The organism is Salinicoccus sp. Marseille-QA3875, assembly GCF_054950095.1.
In genome coordinates, this window is the sequence record NZ_CM143103.1 from 2,136,436 (window position 1) to 2,155,955 (window position 19,520).

Consider the following 19,520-nt stretch of genomic DNA (forward strand, 5'->3'; position numbering starts at 1 on the left):
TTAACAAAACACACACATATTGAAACTTACAAAGTCAGTATATAGGTGTAAAATAAATAGTGCAATACATATAAATCCGGGAGTGAGTCAATTGTCTGAAAATATAGTGAATATTCATGTGCTGGAATCTGATACCCTTTTTTTGAAAGTGTTGCTTAGAACCCTGAAAGATATTGAAACCGACTACCAGATTCACATTGAATCCTATAGGGACGGCTACGATTTTATGGAAAAAATAAAACCGGAAGCTGGTCGAACGATCTATATCGTCAGTGACGTTCTGCCGAAAAAGAACGGTATTGAAGTCGCAAAATACATACGGACTTTCGATGAGACCGGCCTTATTTATTTTCTGACACGGTCTAATACCGAATCGGATATGATCTATGCTATCAACGCCGGGGTGGATAATTATTTCGTAAAACCACTCAATCTGAGTCTCTTCCAGGCACTCATCAAACGGCGGATCATCAGAGGTGATATGGTGTGATGAACGTATCGGAAGCAGTATGGTGGATCATCATCGTCCTGCTCGTTTTGCTCGCGGTGCTTGTGTCTCTCACGATATGGCGGGCGGTTTACCACCGAAACAGACAGGATAAAATCAGGTCGTATGTCGATGATCATTTTGACGAATGGTTTGATCATTTGTATTACGGTGCAGAGGTTCCGGCGTATGAAACGGGTGCGGATCATGAACAGATGGCGATTGAAAAGATTTTCTCGACATTTTTGAATAATGGCTGCTCGTCTGATATTAAACGTAGAATCACCGAGTTTGCGTCGGAAAAGTTTTCGGAGAAATACCGAAAAGACTTGGACTCTCCTTTATGGGCGAACCGTGTGAACGCGCTGAACAAGATTGCGGAATTTAAAGTGCCTGGGTTTACCGACATTTTCGATGACCGCAGAATATCCAAAATGACACGCTTTGAATTTTTCCTGTATCTGATTTACTTATCCTCTATGGACATGAGCGAGTTCAAAGAGAAATTCTTTTATAAATACTCACTCACGGAACATGAGCTGAAAAGAGTTTTTACGCGTCTGGATGATGAGCAAATCCTGGATATCCGCTCACTTTATGTCGTGATGTCGGAATCGGGTAAATATGCCTATATTGACAGAGTATCGAGAATGGCGGGTCTTCATCCGGTCAAATGGTTGGAATCTCTGTTAAAAGGCGACAATACCGAAATCAGGATCCGTTCACTGAAAGCACTGATGACGCTCCGACTTGTCAGCAATCCTTTTATTTACATGCGATTTTTCCAATCGGACGTATGGGAGGAGCGGATGATCGTCTCGAGACTTGCACCCTACATTGGAGTGTCTGCGGTTCCGGGCCTTAAAAAATGTGCGGATGATCCGAACCCGATGGTCCAGAATGCAGCGATTGAAGCGCTGAAGTATTTCCAGTACGAACAGATTGGCTGGTCGGTCGAGCTTGAACCGGTACTGCTGAAACAGAGAGAAGGTGTCACCGAATGATGCAGACATTAACGGATATACTCGGTATTGTGATCATCATCTATATGATGCTGATTATTACATTCTATATCGCGATGATGGCGATTGCCTATAATACGCTCGCCCGCAGGAAGAGGCTCGATCATGACTGGCTGGAAGATGAGCTTCAGATGAACCTTTTTACGAAGCCGGTGTCTATTCTGGTTCCCGCCTACAATGAAGCACTTGGCATCATCGAGTCGATGCATTCACTCATCACGCTAAGGTATCCGGAAACGGAAATCATCGTCATCGATGATGGCTCGAAAGACCAGACGTCGGAAGTGGTGATCGACGCGTTCCATATGGAGCGTACGGATAGATTGAAGCAGGGCGCACTCACAACTGAAAAAGTTCTCGGTGTCTACCAGTCGAAACTGCACCCGAATGTGTATCTGATCCAGAAGGACAATGGCGGCAAAGCGGATGCACTGAACGCAGGCATCAATTTTGCACGCTATCCTTACTTCTGTTCGATCGACGGCGACTCAATCCTCGACAGAAATTCGCTGCTCAAAGTCATGCTGCCGATCATCGCATCCGACGGCAAAGTCGTCGCAGCGGGCGGCAACGTCCGTATCGCGAACGGCAACGATATCCATTACGGTGCGATGGAACAGCGTGCGCTCGGCAATCATCCGATGGTGCTGATGCAGATTGTCGAATACTTGAGGGCTTTCATGCTCGGCCGGATTTTCTTTAGCCGTTTCAATATGGTGATGATCGTCTCCGGTGCTTTCAGTATTTTTAATAAAAAAATCGTCACCGAAGTCGGCGGGTATTCGACCGATATTATTGGCGAGGATATGGAACTCGTCGTTAAAGTCCACGGCTGGATCCGTGAAAAAGGGACAGATGAACGTATTGAATTCGTACCGGACCCGGTGTGCTGGACCGAGGCGCCGACGTCTGCGAAAATTTTGCGGCGTCAGCGCCGCCGTTGGTCGCAGGGGCTGTTTGAAAGTCTTTGGCGGCATAAGTATATGACACTCAACCCGAAATACGGCCGTCTCGGTTTTCTTGCATTTCCTTATTTCTGGATGTTCGAGGCGTTCGGTGCACTCGTTGAATTTGCGGGTTATGCGTATCTGATCGTCGCATTTTCGACGGGCTTTCTGAACACGGAATTTGCGGTGCTGCTGCTTCTCACATTCGTCATTTACGGCTCGATATTCTCTACATTGTCGCTGATGATCGAAGCATGGACGACGCACAATAATGCCCAGCCGAAAAGTATTTTGAAACTCGTGCTGATGTCGATTACCGAAACATTCTGGTACAGACCGATGATGATCCTATTCAGAATCGAAGGCATGATGCGCTTTATTTTCAAGAAACAGGAATGGGGCAACATGGAAAGGAAGGGACTCGGCAGAGGGACATGATGAAAAAATTATTATGGATTATGGTGCCGCTGGCGTTGGTTTTGGCCGGTGTGTTTGTGTTTGCAGGCGATAAAGAAAAGGAGGCGCATCAGATGCAGCCGGCGAGAGTGCACGATGGGAAAATAGAATTGAATTCTGCGGAAGGGTTTGCCCCGGTGACGGTAAAGGGGGTCAATATGGGCATGGCAAAACCGGGATATTTTCCGGGGGAAGCGGCCATTGACGAGGATGAATACCGCCGCTGGTTTGAGATGATCGGCGAGATGAATGCCAATACAGTGCGCGTGTACACGCTGCATCCACCAGGATTTTATCAGGCTTTGAAGGATTATAATAATAAACACCCGGAGCAGCCTGTATACGTGATGCACGGTTTCTGGGCGGATGAAAATAAGATGCATGCGGATCTCGATGCGTTCGATCAGGCTTTGAACGATGAATTTGAAGCGGATATACAGCACGTAATCGATGCGGTTCACGGCAATGCTGAGATTGAAGAGACGCCGGGCAAGGCGCACGGTTCTTATACGGCGGATGTGTCCGAGTATGTGGTCAGCTGGATTCTCGGTGTAGAGTGGTTCCCACCGTATGTGGTGAATACGAATGCGCTGCATGCGGATATCGGCGAGTTTTCGGGCGATTATTATTCGACAGATGATGGATCGCCGTTTGAACATTGGCTGGCGGAGAAGATGGAATTTGCGAGCGGCTACGATTATGTAACCTATGAGTCGCTCCGTCCGATGAGTTTTACAAATTGGGTGACGACGGACCTGCTGGATCATCCGGCGGACTCTTCGGATATGGAAGATCTAGTGACCGTCGATCCGAATAAAATTCATGTTGAAGGTGTCATGGAGGATGTCGGTCAGTTTGCTTCCTACCATATATATCCGTATTATCCGGACTTTTTGAACTATGAACCGGATTATGTGGAATTTGAGGACCATCGCGGTGAGAAGAACAACTATGCAGGGTATCTTCATGATTTGCACGAGGCACATGATATGCCGGTGCTGGTGGCGGAGTTCGGACTGCCGGCGTCCCGCGGAATGACACACAGAAATCCTTTCGGCTGGAATCAGGGCTTTATTTCCGAAACGGAGCAGGGCGAATATGTCTCGGCATTGTACGAGGATATTCTGCATGAAGGAATGATGGGCGGTCTGGTGTTTACGTGGCAGGATGAGTGGTTCAAACGTACGTGGAACACGATGGATTATGATAATCCGGATGCCCGTCCGTACTGGTCGAATGCACAGACGAACGAGGAGCAGTTCGGGATATTGAGTTTTGATACTCATAAAATTGGTGTCGACGGCGATGCGGATGACTGGAATGCGGATGTGCTGTATGAAGATGAATCGGCGCTGAAGAATTTCACGATGGATCATGATGAGCGGTATATGTATTTCAAGGTGGAACATGAGCCCGGATTTGACGGGGAGATCGAGATTCCGTTGGATATCGTGCCTGGTCAGGGCAATCATAATGTTGGTAGTATTGAGAGTATGGATGGGATTGATTTTGTGATCCGTATCAATGATGATAATTCGAGAGTGGTCGTTGATGATTATTATGACTTTTTCAAGATTCAGTATGGTCATACGCTTGAGATGATTGAGGTTGAAGGCGGTAAGCCGGAGAAAGATTCCGGTGAGTTCAATGAAATTCATTATGCGTTGAATAAAGCCCTTTATCTGCCGGACCGGGATGAGACGATTCCTTTTGAGTCGTATGAGACTGGACTGCTCCAAGAAGGCATGGCGAATCCTGAAGCCGAAGACTATGATTCATTGAACGACTACTACTGGAATCGTGAAGCGGGCGTGCTTGAAATCCGCATTCCGTGGATGCTGATCGGGGCGCGTGATCCGTCTGCACGTGAGTTCGTCGGAGATATCGTGACTGAGGGGCTCGAGGCGAGTGTTCATATTGATGGTGTGAAAGCCGGGGTTCTGTTGAAAGCCGGCGAATCCGTTGTAGACAGCTTTCCTGCTGTTGAGAGCGGGAAGCTTGGCGGCATGTCCACATTTGAATGGGAAGAATGGGACCTGCCAGAGTACGAAGAACGGTTGAAGCAATCATACGATATATTGAAAGAAACATTTGGTAAAGTCGAGTAGAATTTGTATGATTTGACGGTCCCCATTTCACTTCGGTGAAGTGGGGGTTTTTAGTTTTATGGGTGGATGTTGATAGCGTCCAAACTCACCCTATTTCCACCCGCTAAATCACCTCTGCCGTGCATCTCCGACCCCACCTGGGGATCTGAGTATTCAGTAATGTAAACCCTTTCATAAAATAGTATTTTATTTATATTACAAGTATGTTACAATAATTACGTTATATACATACACGAATTTACTCTATAAATTAGGAGCAATAATTTATGATTAACCGGAAAATAGTATGGTTAACAACTCTTGTTTTAACTATTGGCCTGGCGGGCTGCGGCGAAGCAGAGGGCGAAATTAAAATCACTGAAAATAAAAGTCATCATGCTTACGTGCATGAGGTAAATAAATTGTCGGATTTTGCGCTTGAGCGTGATAAGAGCGGATTGAAGATCGATGATAGTGCGGCTCCGGCAGCGCTTGAGTTCGACCCGGTCACTCTCGTAAACGGAGAACTGGTGAATACCAGTGAGAAAGTTGAAATTTTCGTCTCGGAACTGATTTCTGCTAAAAGTGCGGTCGGAGAAATTTGGGAAAACGACTTCAACAGCCTTTACTCAAATTATCTCAATCATTCCTACATAATCCAGGATGAAAATATGACGCTGAGTGAAGATCAGACTGAGGATATTGCGACCCGGATCGAGTCTCTGCATAACCAGTATGCTGAGCTTGAACAAAATCTGATGGCTCTGGAAGTGCCTAAATCCATGGCAGAAAATAATATGGGGACAGTGGAAGAGGCAATTGAAGAAATTATACGCGCTGTGGACAATCGGACGCTTGCCCTGATAGAATTCAAGTCGATTTATGACAAAGATGATTTCGGAAAGCACGAGGAACTCCTCACAATTCATGTAGAAAACAGCAATGATTATATAAATCAGGCGGATGAAAGCATCAATGATCTGATCACATCCGTCAATGACGAGTAAAGAGCAAAGCTGAACATTCAGCTTTGCTCTTATATGTTTTAATTACTGTAAAAGGATAATTCCGGTTACAGTGAATGAAAACCCATTATTTTATTTTTTATCTTTTTTGTCTTTACTGTCTTTCTTATCGTTGTCATTGTCGCCACGGTCAATCTTGTCAACGACGCTGTCACCTTTTTCCTTCACATTGTCCCATTTTTCGCCTGCATTTGATGCAGTGTCTTTTGCCTTATCAAAAAATCCTTTGTCAGCCATAATAAAACTCTCCTTTTTGTTTAGTGTTTCATTTTGCTTACACTGTCAATCTACCCGGTATATAAAGGAGTAAACATATAACGCACGAATTAATGTGGAAATGTCTCAGAATTTTAAATATGTATGTATTCAAAAGGCATGATGATGTTTATTCCAAATGGCAAAAGGGTAGTTATATTGATGTATCATAAAATAAGGAGAGATGTTTTGTGAGTAAAAAAGTAGCAGTCCTGATGGCTGATTATGTAGAAGAAATTGAATATACGAGTCCGAAAGAAGCAATAGAAGCGAAAGGCTATACGACTGAAGTCATTTCGCCGGACGGTAAAGAGATAAATGGCAAGAACGGTGAAAAATTCAACGCCGACAAAAGCATCGAAGATGCCAAAGCTGACGACTATGCAGCGATTCTGATCCCGGGCGGATTTTCACCGGACGTACTGCGCGGCAATCCTAAAAATGCTGAATTTGCCAAACATTTCCTTGAAAATAAAAAACCGACATTCTCGATCTGTCACGGCCCGCAGTTCCTTGTCGACACTGATCTGCTGAGAGGTTACGACATCACAAGCGTTGCCAACGTCAAAAAAGACCTGGAAAACGCAGGCGCAATCTATCACGACGAGTCAGTGATCGTGTCGGACAACCTGATTACGAGCCGTACACCGAAAGATCTGGAAGACTTCAACAATGCAATCCAGGAAGCATTGAACGAATAATAAAAACCGTCCCCTGTTCTTATGAGCAGGGGATTTTTGCGTCCGGAACGCTCATGCTTGTTGTTCCTGCTCACTCAGACGCATCTTCCAGCGTAAGTGAGAAGATTTTCTTCGGGGCTGCTCACTCAGACGCATCTTTCAGCGTAAGTGAGCAGGGTCAAAATTTTTATTGCTGTTTAGACAGCGCCGGATCATCGGCTATCTGCACGTTTCAAGACAGTGAATGTGCAGTCAACTGTAAAATCGACGTCATCTGCACAGCAAATGGCTTCAGCTGTTCAGATAGGGAGTGATTTCGGCTTATCTGCACAAAATTCGTCCTGCTCCGTTTACTTACTATAAATATGGGGCGCATCTGAACGGCGGCTTCCCAGCCGGTTCCAAACACCGCCCGCGCCCAGCAAAAACCCCGATATCCTCACAAAAGGACATAGGGGTTTATTTTATAAGGATTATTGAACTGTAATTGTGCGTGCATGGGCATGCGGGTTTTCGAACTGGTCGAAGACGGCGTATGCAATCGTGTACTCGCCGGGTGTTTCGGTGTCGACTTCGCCTGAAATGTAGGCGGTGTGTGTAATGTCGATGCCGTCCGTGTCGAGGATCTGTATGCCTTCTTTCGGATCGAAATCGGAACCGGCGCTGATCGATGTATCATCCATATTTTTGAACTGGACGTCGGATGTGCTGCCGCTGTCGTCCTCAGACGAAGATTCACCCGTCAGCTGTTCTTCAGTCGGCGGAACGAGTGGAATGGAGTCGCTCGCCGCGTTGGACACGGTGATCGGTCTCGTGTATTCGAACCAGCCGTTGCCGCTGTTTTCGACTCTGTAAGTGACGGTATAGCTGCCGGGGCTCGAAGTGTCAACATTGTTGTCCGACACCTGGATGTTTCCTGTGATGTTGCCGTCGGTATTATCCAGTGCGTAGACGCCGGCAAGCGGATCGAAGCTGTCGCCGACCTGGATGTTGATGCTGTCCATCCCTCTGATGGTCGGGGTGGAGCTTGAATATGCGGCGACTTCTTCTTCCATTGTCGGTCCGTCATAATCAGCATACCGTGAATCGGCTTCGCCGCCGTTCTCCGAGTCGTCTGAAACGCCTGTTTCATAAGCGGGGTCTTCATCAAGCATATCCGATGTGATCGGTGCGACGGGCAGCAGGCCCGCCATCAGCTTTACTATTAAACTTCCATTCATTCGCTCACCTCATTAGTGCTTTAGGTAATATATCCAACAGAGTATATTGGTCCAATGTTTTGATGTAGTTGTTCAGTGCATCGTTTAAAACATATTTAAGTCCGCAGACCGGTGTCAGTACACATTCGTTGTCGGGCCTGAAACATTCGGCGATATAGAAATTATCTTCCGTGTCTCTGACGATCTGTCCGACATTCATTTCTTCTGGTTTATATTTTAACATAATCCCGCCGCCTCGGCCACGTACAGTATGGACGTAGTCAAGCTTCGCCAGGTTATGTACCACTTTTGTCAGGTGGTTTCTCGAAATATTATAGTATTCGGATATTTCATCTATCTGAATTTTTTCGTCAGGGTCCCGTGTGCCGAGATACATCAGCACTCTCAATGAATAATCAGTATACATTGTCAACTTCATTTTATTCACCTCATACATATATATTACCACGAAATGGCCGGATTTCGAATAATTAATAAACTATGACATTTTTGTGAAAATTGTTACATATACTTGATATTAACACCTCCACCCTTTAGAATTAAAGATGTATAATATATATATCTTAAACAAGGGAGCGTTTTCATGGAATCTCATAAAAAAGAAATTATTAAAGCGACGGTACCGGCGCTGGAGCAGCACGGTACGACGATAACAAAAGTATTCTATCAGACAATGTTCAAAAAACACCCGGAACTTTTAAATATGTTCAACCAGACGAACCAGAAAGTCGGCGATCAGCCGAAAGCACTTGCATTCACAGTGCTGCAGGCGGCGCGTCACATTGACAATCTTGAAGCGATCGTACCGGCGGTCATCGGCATTGCGCACAAACACCGTGCACTGAATGTCCTGCCTGAACACTATCCGATCGTAGGGGAAAACCTGCTGATCGGCATCAAGGAAGTACTGGGCGACGCAGCGACGCCTGAAATCATGGACGCATGGGAAGAGTATTACGGCGAAATTGCGCAGATTTTCATCGACGTTGAAAACGGCATGTACCAGACGGCCGACTGGGACGGATTTGTTCCGTTCGAAGTGGTGAAAAAAGATCATCTATCCGATGATATCGTCCGCTACACAGTGAAGAACGACACTGTTGAATACGATCTGCGGGCCGGTCAGTACATCACTGTCAAAGTGGATCCGGAAGATTATCCGAACGAAGCGCTGCGCCATTATTCAATCTGTTCAATCTCGACTGACGAAGGTCTTCAGTTCGCAGTCAAAAAAGAAGGTGCGGGCGAAAAGTCCGGCGTCGTTTCCCACTATATGCATGACGATGTCAAAGTCGGCGACACGCTTGAACTGAGTGCACCGGCAGGCGATTTCCTGCTCAATCATGAAGAGGACAAATTCCTGTTCATCGCAGGCGGCGTGGGCGCGACACCTGTAATGGCGATGATCGAAGAGGCGATTGCGGCTGATAAGGACTCGAAGTTCATTTACAGCGTGCAGAACGAAGGCATGCACCCGTTCAAAGATGAGATGAAAGCATTTGGTGAAGAAATCGATGTGAAGGTAAAATATTCCGATACGGAAGGGTATCTGACCCACGAGGATTTCGAAGGGCTTTCGGACCGCAGCGTCTACATCTGTGGATCCATGCATTTCATGAACGCGATGATCAAAGTATTGTCAGAAGTCGGATTTAAAGAAGAGAACATCCACTTCGAACCATTCGGTCCGAAGATGAGTGTCATCGGCGAAACTGTCGCTTCGGCATCCAACTGATATTATACAGGCTTTATATGTTTGGCCTCCTGCGGACTTCATTCCGCCGGGGGCCTTTTAATTTTTCAGAAATGGGGTATAGAGGAAGAGACTATATGGGAGGGACTTCTATGACATATGTTTGGCTTGTGGTGGGGTTCGTGCTTCTGATCAAAGGTGCGGACTGGTTCGTGGACAGTGCCTCCGCGATGGCAAAGAAATTGAGGATTTCACCGATCATCATCGGGATGACGATCGTGTCGCTCGGAACGAGTGCGCCGGAAGTGGTCGTCAGCATCATCGCATCTTTAGAGGGCAACGGCGATATGGTCGCCGGTAATATCGTCGGCAGCAACATCGTGAACATCACTTTGATTCTCGGGCTGACCGTGGTCGTGTCGCCGATTGTCGTGGAGCGCAGTGTGGCGAACCGGGATATCGTCTTTTCAATCGGTGCGGCATTGTTGCTGCTGCTTCTGGTCAGTGAACGCTGGTTCGGCGGCTCGGGAGAAAGTGTACTGACAAGAATTGACGGACTGATATTTTTAGCGGCACTGGCTTTTTATATGTACTACATATTCAAAAAAGCGATGCGTACCCGGACATCGACGCTCGATGATGAAGCGATCGAAAGCGGAACGACACACGGAAGCGCATCCCGCGGCTGGGGCATGCTGTCAGTAGTTTTACTTGTCGGACTCGTCGGGATCGTCCTCGGCGGTGAACTCGTCGTATCCAGCGCCACGGATATTGCGATTGCCCTCGGAATGAGTCAGGCGCTGGTCGGGCTGACCATCGTCGCAATCGGTACTTCGCTGCCTGAACTGGTCACATCATTGATGGCCGCGTTTAAAGGCGAAACCGAAATGGCGCTCGGAAACCTCGTCGGCAGCGGCGTCTTGAATATATTATTCGTTTTAGGAATAGCCGGCGTCATCGCCCCGTTGGCGGTAAGCAGTACAATCATCATTGATATATTCATCATGATTTTGATCACCGTCACTGTGCTCGTCATGGCCAAAACCAGGTACCATCTCAACCGCACGGAAGGTATCGTGCTGGTTGTGATTTATGTGGTTTATATTGTTTATATTGTAATGAGAGGATAAGTTGTGCGGGATTTCAATGATTAGCTCTGTGTGGTAAATCCTGATAATTGACCTTGAAGGTTAATTATTTTACTCAAGAAATTTAATAAACCTGACATGAGAAAAATCAAATCTCCTGTTTTTCGGCATATATATTATGAGGGGTTCTTTTTTACCTTGAAAAATATATTGCCGGACAGGAGGTTTTTTTATTTTGAGAATCAAGACTTTGAATCATCAATGGTTACATATTTTGTGTGCGAGAGGCGGCGGCAGTGATAAAGATGTGCAGAATTTGAAGTGCCTCAGCGCGGGTTATGCGGGGGAGTGTGAATTCGACGACTGGATTTTGAACTACGGCCGCCCGCATTGGAAAATCTTCAAGGACATCTGGATCGACGCGGGCGGCACGACACAGATTGATACGCTGATTGTGACGGGCGAAGGGATTCATGTGTTCGATGTGAAGAACTATTCCGGGACGCTTGAGTATGTGGACGGGAAATGGTTCAGCGGAGGCAAACGTCTGGGGAAGGATATCTTTATTCAGCTGAAGCGGTCGATGGAGAAAGTGAATCTGATGCATTACTGGATGGGAAGATCAGGGGGTCTGTACAGTTCGATCGTATTCATCAATGAACATAATGATGTGAAGATTGTGGATGATGTGGATATCGAGGTGGTGATGCGTAATGATATTAAACGTAAAATCCATAATATTGCTGATGAGGAAAGATGGAATGAAAGTTTGGATATCGGAAAGGTGGCGAGCGCGATTGAAAAATTTATTATCCCGTGCCCATATAAGCCGCGCGAGTTGGATGAAGCGGAGTCGGGCCGTGTGAGAAGCGGCATCTGCTGCGAGAAATGTTCCGGATTTGATGTAGCGGTGCACCGGTATCATGTCAGATGCGGATGCAGCCATGCAGAATCGAAGGAGAAGGCGGTGCTCCGGACGATTTGTGAGTACGGGGTTTTGCGGCATGAGCGGGAGTTGAAACTGGAAGAGGTGCATCAGTTTTTGGGTGGAGTGATCTCAAAAATACGACTAAGTGAAATTTTGAGAAAGTATTTCAAGATTATTAAAATGGGACGTTATGCTGAATATTCAAATCCACGATTAGAATATGAATTCTTGTTTAAGGACCTTATTTTTCGATATGATAAAAATAAACAGTTAATGTAATGATTTGTAATTTGAAGAGACATGTAATATGCGTTTAACACATGCTGGCGGACTGCACGAACATGCGATAGACATTTAACACATGCTGGCGGACTGCACGAACATGCGATAAACGTTTAACACATGCTGGCGGGCTGCGCGAACATGTGATAGGCATTTAACACATGCTGGCGGCGCGCACGAACATGCGATAGACGTTTAACACATGCTGGCGGCGCGCACGAACATGCGATAGACGTTTAACACATGCTGGCGGCGCGCGCGAACATGTATTAACAGTAAATTAGCTGATAAATACTCAAATCACCCTCCAAACACAAATAAACCCCGGTCGCCTGACCGGGGTTTCAAACATTTATTCGAGTCCTTTATTCCATTTGGCTGCGAGGAGTGTGTTGTTCAGTACCATTGTGATTGTCAGTGGGCCGACTCCGCCTGGAACTGGTGTGATGTAGCTCGCGACTTTTTCTGCGGAGTCGTAGTCTACGTCACCTTTCAGTTTGCCGTCTACCATTGTATTGCCGACGTCGATGACGACTGCGCCTTCTTTCAGGTCGGAGCCTGTAACGAGTCCCGGCTGGCCGACGGCTGAGACGACGACGTCGAAGTTTTTCAATTTGGAAACCATATCTTTTGTGCGTGAGTGCATCAGTGTCACCGTCGCGTTTTCATTCGTGAGCAATTTGGCGACCGGCTGGCCGACGATGTGTGAACGGCCGATGACAGCAACTTCCTTACCTTCAAGTGAACCGGTGTGTTTCAACAGTTCCATGATTCCGAGTGGTGTACATGGCACGAATGTGCGCTGTCCTGTGTACAGACGGCCGATGTTGATCGGGCTGAATCCGTCCACGTCTTTTTCAGGTGAGATGGCTTCAAGCACTTTGTTCTCATCCACCTGTTTCGGCAGTGGTACCTGTACAAGAATGCCGTGTACATCGTCATCATTGTTCAGACGTTCAACTTCTTTAAGCACTTCTTCTTCAGTCGCATCTTCTTCCATATGGATGATGCCTGAAGTCATGCCGACTTTTTCAGCAGCTTTATTTTTAGATTTGACATAACTGAGTGAAGCACCGTCGTTACCGACGATGACTACAGTCAAGTTAGGTGTGATTCCTTGTGATTTTAGATTTTCTACTTCTTCTGCAAGTCCTGCGCGATAATCTTTGGCGATTTCGCGGCCGTTTAATATTTCAGCAGTCATAAAAATTTTCCTCCTAAGATATACTTTCTCTTCATTTATATTATGTACGATTGTGAGGAAAAATTCAATCAATACAAATTCACGAACTTTAACCATGCAAACTACCTGTCATCGTTCGTATATACAAACATTAAAAATAAAAATAATTAAAACGTTCGTGATTCGTGTTGAATTTGATTGATTTAATTGATAAAATGAAAGAGAACATTCGACTTTAACAACTTTAACAGTATACAGGAGGATGAATGATGGTCGTTGGCATTATTATGGGCAGTTCCTCGGACTGGCCGACAATGAAACTTGCAGCAGATATGCTGGACGAATTGGGTATTGAGTATGAGAAGAAAGTTGTCAGCGCACACCGCACACCAAAAGATATGATGAAGTATGCAGAAGAGGCGCGGGACCGCGGAGTCAGAGTCATCATCGCCGGCGCCGGCGGTGCCGCGCACCTGCCGGGCATGGTCGCGAGCATGACGAATGTGCCGGTCATCGGGGTACCGATCGAATCGAAATCGCTGAAAGGGATGGACTCCTTATTATCCATCGTACAGATGCCGGGCGGCATTCCGGTGGCGACGGTTTCGATCGGTGACGCCGGGGCGAAAAATGCCGGCATCCTCGCAGCTCAAATGCTTGCAATTTCGAGTGAAGATGTCAATCTGAAACTGACAGAATATAAGAAATCACTAGAGGACAAAGTGGAGGCTATGCAGAATGACCTTAACCAATAGAATTTATCCGGATCAGACGATCGGCATCATCGGCGGCGGCCAGCTTGGTAAAATGCTCGCCCAGAGCGCACTCCGCATGGGCTACAAAGTGGCGGTGCTGGACCCGTCGGCCGACGCACCCGCAAGTGCGACGAGCCACATGTTCATCAATGCAGCGTTCGATGACAGACAGGCCCTCAAACAGCTCGGGGACGCTTCAGACGTCATCACTTACGAATTTGAAAATATCGACGGCCCGCTGCTGAAAGAAATGGTCGACAAATATTACGTACCGCAGGGGGCGGACACGCTGCTCACTCTGCAAAACCGTGAAGACGAAAAAGACGCAATCAGAAATTCCGGTGCCAAAGTGGTGCCGTTCGACAAAGTCGAAAGTGACGAGGACGTCAAAAAATTCGCAGCAAAAGAAAATTATCCGGTCATCGTGAAGACGGCAACCGGCGGATATGACGGCAAGGGCCAGTATCTCATCGAGTCGGAAGCGGATCTTGAAACAGAGGATATTCCATACGGCCGCGCGCAGTTTATTGCCGAAAAGTATTTGGACCTTGAACGTGAAGTTTCATTAACAGTCGCGAGAAGTGCCGGAGGCGGGACCGTCATCTTCCCGCTGCAGGAAAATCTGCACAGAAATCAGATTTTGTACCGGACGATCGCACCGTCACGGGTCGACTACCAGAAAGAGGCGGAAGAAGAAACAGCTAAAATTATGAATAAACTTCATTTCACCGGCGTGTTCACAGTCGAATTTTTCATCGACAAAGCAGGCGGATTGTACGTGAACGAAATCGCACCGCGTCCGCATAACTCTGCACACCATACCATCGAGTCATGCAACATTTCGCAGTTTGATGCGCATATTCTTGCGGTGACGAATCAGCCGCTTCCTGAAATTGTCCAGCATCAACCGGCAGTCATGATGAATCTGCTCGGGCAGGATCTCGACCGTCTGAATGACGATCTGTTCGAACATCCGGAATGGAACGTTCATCTGTATGGCAAATCGGCAAGGAAGCCTGAGCGTAAGATGGGGCATGTCACGATGCTGACGGACGAAGTTGAAGCAGCCTTGAATCAATTAAAAACGGATTTTGAAAAGGAGTAGGCGACATGGAACTTCTATATGAAGGAAAATCGAAACGCATGTTTGAAATCGAAGATCCTTTCGTTCTGAAAGTCGAGTACAAAGATGAAGTGACCGCAGCAGACGGCAGAAAGCGCGAAAAAGCGCCGGGCAAAGGGCGGCTCAGCAACATCATCACTTCTGAAATGTTTGAAAAACTTGAAGCGGTCGGCATCCCGTCGCATTTCATCGAGCGGACGGGCGACACGACGCAGCTGGTCCGTAAAGTGGAAATCATCCCGCTTGAAGTGGTCGTCCGTAATCTTGCTGCCGGCAACATCACGAAGAGGCTGGGCTTTGAAAAAGGGGCAGAGTTCGCACCGCCGCTTCTCGAAATTTATTTGAAGGATGATGCGCTCGGAGACCCGCTCATCAACCGTGCGCATGCGATCCAGATGGACATTGCGACGGATAAGGAAATCAGCGAGTTGAAAAAGCGTGCGCATCAGCTGAACGTGGCACTCATCGGCATCATGGAAGAGATGGGGCTGCAACTGGTCGATTTCAAAGTGGAGTTCGGCAGGGATACGAGAGGCAATATTTTGCTGGCGGATGAAATTTCGCCTGATACATGCCGCATATGGGACCCGGAAACCGGAGAGAATTTTGACAAGGACGTGTTCCGCGAAGGGACCGGCTCTGTAGTGGATACTTATAGGAAATTTTATGAAAAAATGGAGGCTTTAAAATAATGAATAAGTTTGTTGAACCGACGGAACAGGACATTAAAAACGAAAAGCTGTATCAGAGCATGGGACTTACGGACGCTGAATATGAAAAAGTCAATGAAATCATGGGCAGGGCCCCGAACTACACGGAGACGGGCATTTTCGCCGCGATGTGGAGCGAACACTGTTCATACAAACATTCGAAACCATTCCTGAAACAGTTTCCTACTGAAGGCAAGCAGGTGCTTATGGGTCCCGGTGAAGGTGCCGGTGTCGTCGATATCGGTGACGGCCAGGCAGTCGTATTCAAAGTGGAATCCCATAACCATCCGTCAGCTGTCGAGCCTTTCCACGGTGCTGCAACAGGTGTCGGCGGCATCACGCGTGACATCGTCTCCATCGGTGCGAGACCGATCGGCCTGGTGAATTCACTGCGCTTCGGTGAACTGACGAATCCGAATAACCGCAGACTGCTCGAAGGCGTCAAAGACGGCATGAGTGATTACGCCAATAAAATCGGCATTCCTGCTGTCGGCGGAGAAGTGGAATTCGACGGCCACTATGACGGAAATCCCCTGGTAAATGCGATGGTCGTCGGTCTGATCGATCATGATAAAATTCAAAAAGGTACAGCAAAAGGTGTCGGCAACAAAGTGATCTACGTGGGTCTTGAAACCGGGCGTGACGGTATCCTCGGCGCCTCATTCGCTTCGGAAGAATTGTCAGAGGATGCTGATGTGGCACCGCCGACGGCACAGGTCGGCTATCCTGAAACAGGAAAAAGGCTGATGGAAGCGACGCTTCAGGCGATAGAATATCCTGAACTTGTGGGCATCCAGGATATGGGTGCTGCGGGGCTGACGTCTTCAAGTTCTGAAATGGCGGCCAAAGGTGATCACGGCATGACGCTGAATCTCGATAAAGTGCCTGTATCAGAAGAAGGCATTTCTCCATATGAAATGATGCTGTCCGAAACTCAGGAACGCATGCTGCTCGTCGTCGAAGACGGCTCCGAAGATAAGTTCCTGAAGTTATTCGAAGAGATGGATCTTGCGACTGCAGTCATCGGTGAAGTGACCGACAATGACAGACTGCTGCTCTATTTCGAGGATGAACTGTATGCGGATATTCCGGTCCAGCCTTTGAGCGAAGAAGCGCCTGTCTACATCCTTGAAGGCGAGAAGCCGGAACAGGATGAAGTGAAAGATGACTACTCGAATGAAGATCTTGGTGCAGCGTTCAAATCCCTCTTGAGCCATCCGACACTTGCAGGCAAAGGATTCATACACGATGCATTTGATCCGGGCTATCCGGAAACCACTCTCCAGAAATCCGGTTTCGGTGCGGGCATCGTGCGTATCGAAGGGACGGACAAAGCCGTTTCCATGACGCTTGACGGCAAGAGCCGCTACGTTTATGCGGACCCTTACAACGGCGGCAAGGAAGTGGTGGCACAGGCCTACCGTGAAATCATTGCAACAGGTGCGACGCCGCTGGCGATGACGGACTGCCTGAACTATGGTTCACCTGAAAAACCTCTGATCTACAATCAGCTGGATGCATCGACAAAAGGGATGGCAGAAGCATGTGACACGCTCGGCACACCTGTCGTTTCCGGCAACGTCAGCCTGTATAACGAAACGAAAGAAGGCGCGATTCTGCCGACACCGGTCATCGGCATGGTCGGTCTGATCGAAGACGTCAACAAAATAAAAGAAGACAAAGTGTCTGAGGGCGACGCGGTGTATCTTGTCGGCGGCCTGAAACCGCAGTTCCAGGGTTCCCAGCTTGAAAAACTGATCGACGGTGACATCCGCCATGCAGAACGTGCGATCGACCTGGACCTCGAATCCAAACGCGGCAGCATGCTGAAAGATCTGTATTTAAACGGCGAAATCCATAAGATCGCACCGCTCGGCCGTGGTGGACTGATCATGAAACTTGCACAGCTCGCAAGCTTCCATGACTCAGGCATGGATATCGATATCGACGTGCGCGGAGATCTTCTTTTCTCTGAAAGTGCATCGAACTATATCGTCGTCGCACCGGCAGGCATGGACATCGACGGTGCTGAAGAGATCGGTAAACTGACAGGGAAATCATTCAAAGTGCAGGCACAGAACTTTAATGCAGAATACGATATTGAAGAAATCAATGCGGCTTTGAAGGGGGCAATTCCGGAATGCATGAATTCGACGGACTAAAGGAAGAGTGCGGCCTGTTCGGCATCTGGGGACACCCGGAGGCGAGCGAACTGACGTATATGGCGATGCACAGTCTGCAGCACCGCGGCCAGCAGGGTGCGGGCATGGTGAGTTCGAGCGGGGAGTATCTGTTCGGCGCACGCGGCATGGGGCTTCTCACGGAAGCTTTGTCGAAGGAACAGCTTGATTCACTCAAGCCGTTCCCGCATGCCATCGGCCATACGCGCTATGCGACGTCAGGCGGCAGTGAACTTTCAAACGTCCAGCCGTTTTTGTTCAAAAGCCATACGGGCGACCTGGGACTCGCGCATAACGGCAACCTGGTGAACGCGATGAATCTGCGGCGTGCACTTGAAGATCAGGGGTCGATTTTCCAGACGACTTCGGATTCTGAGGTGTTCGCGCATCTTCTCCGCCGTGAAAAAGGTGCAGGTGCAGAAGGGCTTGAAAAGCGTAAGAGCAGAATAAAGAAAACCTTGAAACAATTGAAAGGCGCATTCGCTTTTATGATCATGCATGAGGACAGTCTGACTGTGGCTCTTGATGATCACGGCGTGCGCCCTCTGATGCTCGGCAGGAAGGATGATTCGTATTGTGTGGCGAGTGAAACGTGTGCGTTCACGGCAATCGGTGCGGAGTATATCCGTGATATTGAAGCAGGCGAGCTGATTACGATTACGGATGACGGCATCGATTTTGACTATTATACGGATAAGACCTACCCGAATATGTGCTCAATGGAATATATCTATTTTGCGCGTGCGGATTCCGAGTTCAGAAACACTTCGACTTACCGGATTAGAAAGGAGCTCGGCCGGGCGCTCGCTGAAGAGATGGATGTCGAGGCGGACATCGTCATCGGTGTGCCGGATTCGTCGCTTGCTGCGGCCAAAGGTTTCAGTGAAGCGATCGGCATCCCGCAGGAGCAGGGGCTTCTTAAAAACCGCTATGTCGGAAGGACATTTACAGAGCCCGGACAGGAAGCGCGGGAACGCGCGGTGCGGATGAAACTGTCGCCGGTGAGGGATATCGTTGAAGGCAAACGTCTGATCGTCATCGATGATTCGATCGTGCGCGGCACGACGAGCCGTTTTATTGTCAAAGCTTTGAGAAAAGCGGGCGCCGCCGAAGTGCATATGGGTGTCTCTTCACCGCCGCTTAAAAACCCGTGCTACTACGGCATCGACGTATCCACTCATGCGGAGATCATCGCAAGCAGGAAGTCGCCGGATGAAATACGTGATGAAATCGGTGCGGATTCACTGACGTATCTGTCAGTGGATAAGATGCATGACGTGTATCATGGTTTCGGTTCGAAAGGGCAGTGTGATGCGTGCTTTACCGGGAATTATCCGATTGATATAGAAGAGGCGATACTGCCTCAGGAAAAGGAACTCAAACAAAAAGGAGTGTAGTG

18 protein-coding genes are annotated in these 19,520 nt (G+C 47.9%); 14 read left to right on the forward strand and 4 right to left on the reverse strand.

The window, feature by feature from the left end; translation table 11 throughout:
• Positions 1 to 91: 91 nt before the first annotated feature.
• From ACY8DT_RS10890 to ACY8DT_RS10910, 5 genes are all read left to right on the forward strand, one after another.
• On the forward strand, positions 92 to 490 hold the full coding sequence (locus ACY8DT_RS10890; RefSeq protein ID WP_462420333.1) for a response regulator: 399 nt from the start codon (positions 92 to 94) through the stop codon (positions 488 to 490).
• On the forward strand, positions 487 to 1,491 hold the full coding sequence (locus ACY8DT_RS10895; protein WP_462420334.1) for a HEAT repeat domain-containing protein: 1,005 nt from the start codon (positions 487 to 489) through the stop codon (positions 1,489 to 1,491). The genes ACY8DT_RS10890 and ACY8DT_RS10895 overlap by 4 nt, the downstream gene beginning before the upstream one ends.
• Complete coding sequence (locus tag ACY8DT_RS10900; protein ID WP_462420335.1) at positions 1,488 to 2,894, forward strand: glycosyltransferase family 2 protein; 1,407 nt, start codon at positions 1,488 to 1,490, stop codon at positions 2,892 to 2,894. The genes ACY8DT_RS10895 and ACY8DT_RS10900 overlap by 4 nt, the downstream gene beginning before the upstream one ends.
• On the forward strand, positions 2,894 to 5,020 hold the full coding sequence (locus tag ACY8DT_RS10905; protein ID WP_462420336.1) for a glycoside hydrolase family 113 protein: 2,127 nt from the start codon (positions 2,894 to 2,896) through the stop codon (positions 5,018 to 5,020). The genes ACY8DT_RS10900 and ACY8DT_RS10905 overlap by 1 nt, the downstream gene beginning before the upstream one ends.
• A 266-nt stretch (positions 5,021 to 5,286) precedes the next feature.
• Positions 5,287 to 6,006: a hypothetical protein gene (locus ACY8DT_RS10910; RefSeq protein ID WP_462420337.1), complete on the forward strand. Its 720-nt coding sequence runs from the start codon at positions 5,287 to 5,289 to the stop codon at positions 6,004 to 6,006.
• A gap of 90 nt (positions 6,007 to 6,096) precedes the next feature.
• Here the strand turns inward: ACY8DT_RS10910 and ACY8DT_RS10915 are convergent, their stop codons facing one another.
• The gene (locus tag ACY8DT_RS10915) at positions 6,097 to 6,261 is read right to left on the reverse strand and encodes an SAS049 family protein (protein ID WP_462420338.1); all 165 of its coding nucleotides are present in this window, start codon (positions 6,259 to 6,261) and stop codon (positions 6,097 to 6,099) included.
• A 209-nt stretch (positions 6,262 to 6,470) separates the two neighbouring features.
• Here ACY8DT_RS10915 and ACY8DT_RS10920 point away from each other — a divergent pair, with 209 nt between their 5' ends.
• The gene (locus tag ACY8DT_RS10920) at positions 6,471 to 6,980 is read left to right on the forward strand and encodes a type 1 glutamine amidotransferase domain-containing protein (protein ID WP_462420339.1); all 510 of its coding nucleotides are present in this window, start codon (positions 6,471 to 6,473) and stop codon (positions 6,978 to 6,980) included.
• 452 nt (positions 6,981 to 7,432) lie between these two features.
• On the opposite strand, the gene ACY8DT_RS10925 is transcribed toward ACY8DT_RS10920, so the two are convergent.
• Together ACY8DT_RS10925 and ACY8DT_RS10930 are read right to left on the reverse strand one after the other, a co-directional pair.
• On the reverse strand, positions 7,433 to 8,179 hold the full coding sequence (locus ACY8DT_RS10925) for an immunoglobulin-like domain-containing protein (protein WP_462420340.1): 747 nt from the start codon (positions 8,177 to 8,179) through the stop codon (positions 7,433 to 7,435).
• A gap of 4 nt (positions 8,180 to 8,183) precedes the next feature.
• On the reverse strand, positions 8,184 to 8,597 hold the full coding sequence (locus ACY8DT_RS10930; protein ID WP_462420341.1) for an RrF2 family transcriptional regulator: 414 nt from the start codon (positions 8,595 to 8,597) through the stop codon (positions 8,184 to 8,186).
• 165 nt (positions 8,598 to 8,762) lie between these two features.
• Between ACY8DT_RS10930 and ACY8DT_RS10935 the strand changes: the two genes are divergently transcribed.
• The 3 genes from ACY8DT_RS10935 (at position 8,763) to ACY8DT_RS10945 (ending at position 12,167) form a co-directional block, all read left to right on the forward strand.
• Complete coding sequence (locus ACY8DT_RS10935; RefSeq protein WP_462420342.1) at positions 8,763 to 9,914, forward strand: globin domain-containing protein; 1,152 nt, start codon at positions 8,763 to 8,765, stop codon at positions 9,912 to 9,914.
• A gap of 110 nt (positions 9,915 to 10,024) precedes the next feature.
• Positions 10,025 to 11,002, forward strand: coding sequence for a calcium/sodium antiporter (locus ACY8DT_RS10940; protein WP_462420343.1), 978 nt, complete (start codon positions 10,025 to 10,027; stop codon positions 11,000 to 11,002).
• Between the two features lie 193 nt (positions 11,003 to 11,195).
• Complete coding sequence (locus ACY8DT_RS10945; protein WP_462420344.1) at positions 11,196 to 12,167, forward strand: nuclease-related domain-containing protein; 972 nt, start codon at positions 11,196 to 11,198, stop codon at positions 12,165 to 12,167.
• Positions 12,168 to 12,522: 355 nt separating this feature from the next.
• Here ACY8DT_RS10945 and folD read toward each other — a convergent pair whose 3' ends face one another.
• Positions 12,523 to 13,374 (reverse strand): bifunctional methylenetetrahydrofolate dehydrogenase/methenyltetrahydrofolate cyclohydrolase FolD, encoded by an 852-nt coding sequence (gene folD, locus ACY8DT_RS10950; protein ID WP_462420345.1) that lies wholly within the window; start codon positions 13,372 to 13,374, stop codon positions 12,523 to 12,525.
• A 248-nt stretch (positions 13,375 to 13,622) separates the two neighbouring features.
• On the opposite strand from folD, the gene purE reads away from it, so the two are divergent.
• From purE to purF, 5 genes are read left to right on the forward strand one after another with little or no spacing between them, the layout of a single operon-like run.
• Positions 13,623 to 14,108: a 5-(carboxyamino)imidazole ribonucleotide mutase gene (purE, locus tag ACY8DT_RS10955; protein ID WP_462420346.1), complete on the forward strand. Its 486-nt coding sequence runs from the start codon at positions 13,623 to 13,625 to the stop codon at positions 14,106 to 14,108.
• Positions 14,092 to 15,213: a 5-(carboxyamino)imidazole ribonucleotide synthase gene (purK, locus tag ACY8DT_RS10960; RefSeq protein ID WP_462420347.1), complete on the forward strand. Its 1,122-nt coding sequence runs from the start codon at positions 14,092 to 14,094 to the stop codon at positions 15,211 to 15,213. Before purE ends, purK begins: the two co-directional genes overlap by 17 nt.
• Before the next feature lie 5 nt (positions 15,214 to 15,218).
• Positions 15,219 to 15,923, forward strand: coding sequence for a phosphoribosylaminoimidazolesuccinocarboxamide synthase (gene purC / locus ACY8DT_RS10965; protein WP_462420348.1), 705 nt, complete (start codon positions 15,219 to 15,221; stop codon positions 15,921 to 15,923).
• Entirely contained in the window at positions 15,923 to 18,103 is a 2,181-nt protein-coding gene (purL, locus tag ACY8DT_RS10970; RefSeq protein WP_462420349.1) for a phosphoribosylformylglycinamidine synthase subunit PurL, read from the forward strand. The genes purC and purL overlap by 1 nt, the downstream gene beginning before the upstream one ends.
• Positions 18,082 to 19,518, forward strand: a complete 1,437-nt coding sequence (purF, locus tag ACY8DT_RS10975) for an amidophosphoribosyltransferase (protein WP_462420350.1) — start codon at positions 18,082 to 18,084, stop codon at positions 19,516 to 19,518. Before purL ends, purF begins: the two co-directional genes overlap by 22 nt.
• Positions 19,519 to 19,520 lie beyond the last annotated feature (2 nt).

Excerpts from the sequence above, each read along its gene's own strand:
- ACY8DT_RS10900 (WP_462420335.1), top strand. The coding sequence starts at position 1,488 with ATGATGCAGACATTAACGGATATACTCGGTATTGTGATCATCATCTAT.
- ACY8DT_RS10905 (WP_462420336.1), top strand. The coding sequence starts at position 2,894 with ATGAAAAAATTATTATGGATTATGGTGCCGCTGGCGTTGGTTTTGGCC.
- ACY8DT_RS10910 (WP_462420337.1), top strand. The coding sequence starts at position 5,287 with ATGATTAACCGGAAAATAGTATGGTTAACAACTCTTGTTTTAACTATT.
- ACY8DT_RS10915 (WP_462420338.1), bottom strand. The coding sequence starts at position 6,261 with ATGGCTGACAAAGGATTTTTTGATAAGGCAAAAGACACTGCATCAAAT.
- ACY8DT_RS10925 (WP_462420340.1), bottom strand. The coding sequence starts at position 8,179 with ATGAATGGAAGTTTAATAGTAAAGCTGATGGCGGGCCTGCTGCCCGTC.
- ACY8DT_RS10930 (WP_462420341.1), bottom strand. The coding sequence starts at position 8,597 with ATGAAGTTGACAATGTATACTGATTATTCATTGAGAGTGCTGATGTAT.
- ACY8DT_RS10935 (WP_462420342.1), top strand. The coding sequence starts at position 8,763 with ATGGAATCTCATAAAAAAGAAATTATTAAAGCGACGGTACCGGCGCTG.
- ACY8DT_RS10940 (WP_462420343.1), top strand. The coding sequence starts at position 10,025 with ATGACATATGTTTGGCTTGTGGTGGGGTTCGTGCTTCTGATCAAAGGT.
- folD (WP_462420345.1), bottom strand. The coding sequence starts at position 13,374 with ATGACTGCTGAAATATTAAACGGCCGCGAAATCGCCAAAGATTATCGC.
- purE (WP_462420346.1), top strand. The coding sequence starts at position 13,623 with ATGGTCGTTGGCATTATTATGGGCAGTTCCTCGGACTGGCCGACAATG.
- purK (WP_462420347.1), top strand. The coding sequence starts at position 14,092 with ATGACCTTAACCAATAGAATTTATCCGGATCAGACGATCGGCATCATC.
- purC (WP_462420348.1), top strand. The coding sequence starts at position 15,219 with ATGGAACTTCTATATGAAGGAAAATCGAAACGCATGTTTGAAATCGAA.
- purL (WP_462420349.1), top strand. The coding sequence starts at position 15,923 with ATGAATAAGTTTGTTGAACCGACGGAACAGGACATTAAAAACGAAAAG.
- purF (WP_462420350.1), top strand. The coding sequence starts at position 18,082 with ATGCATGAATTCGACGGACTAAAGGAAGAGTGCGGCCTGTTCGGCATC.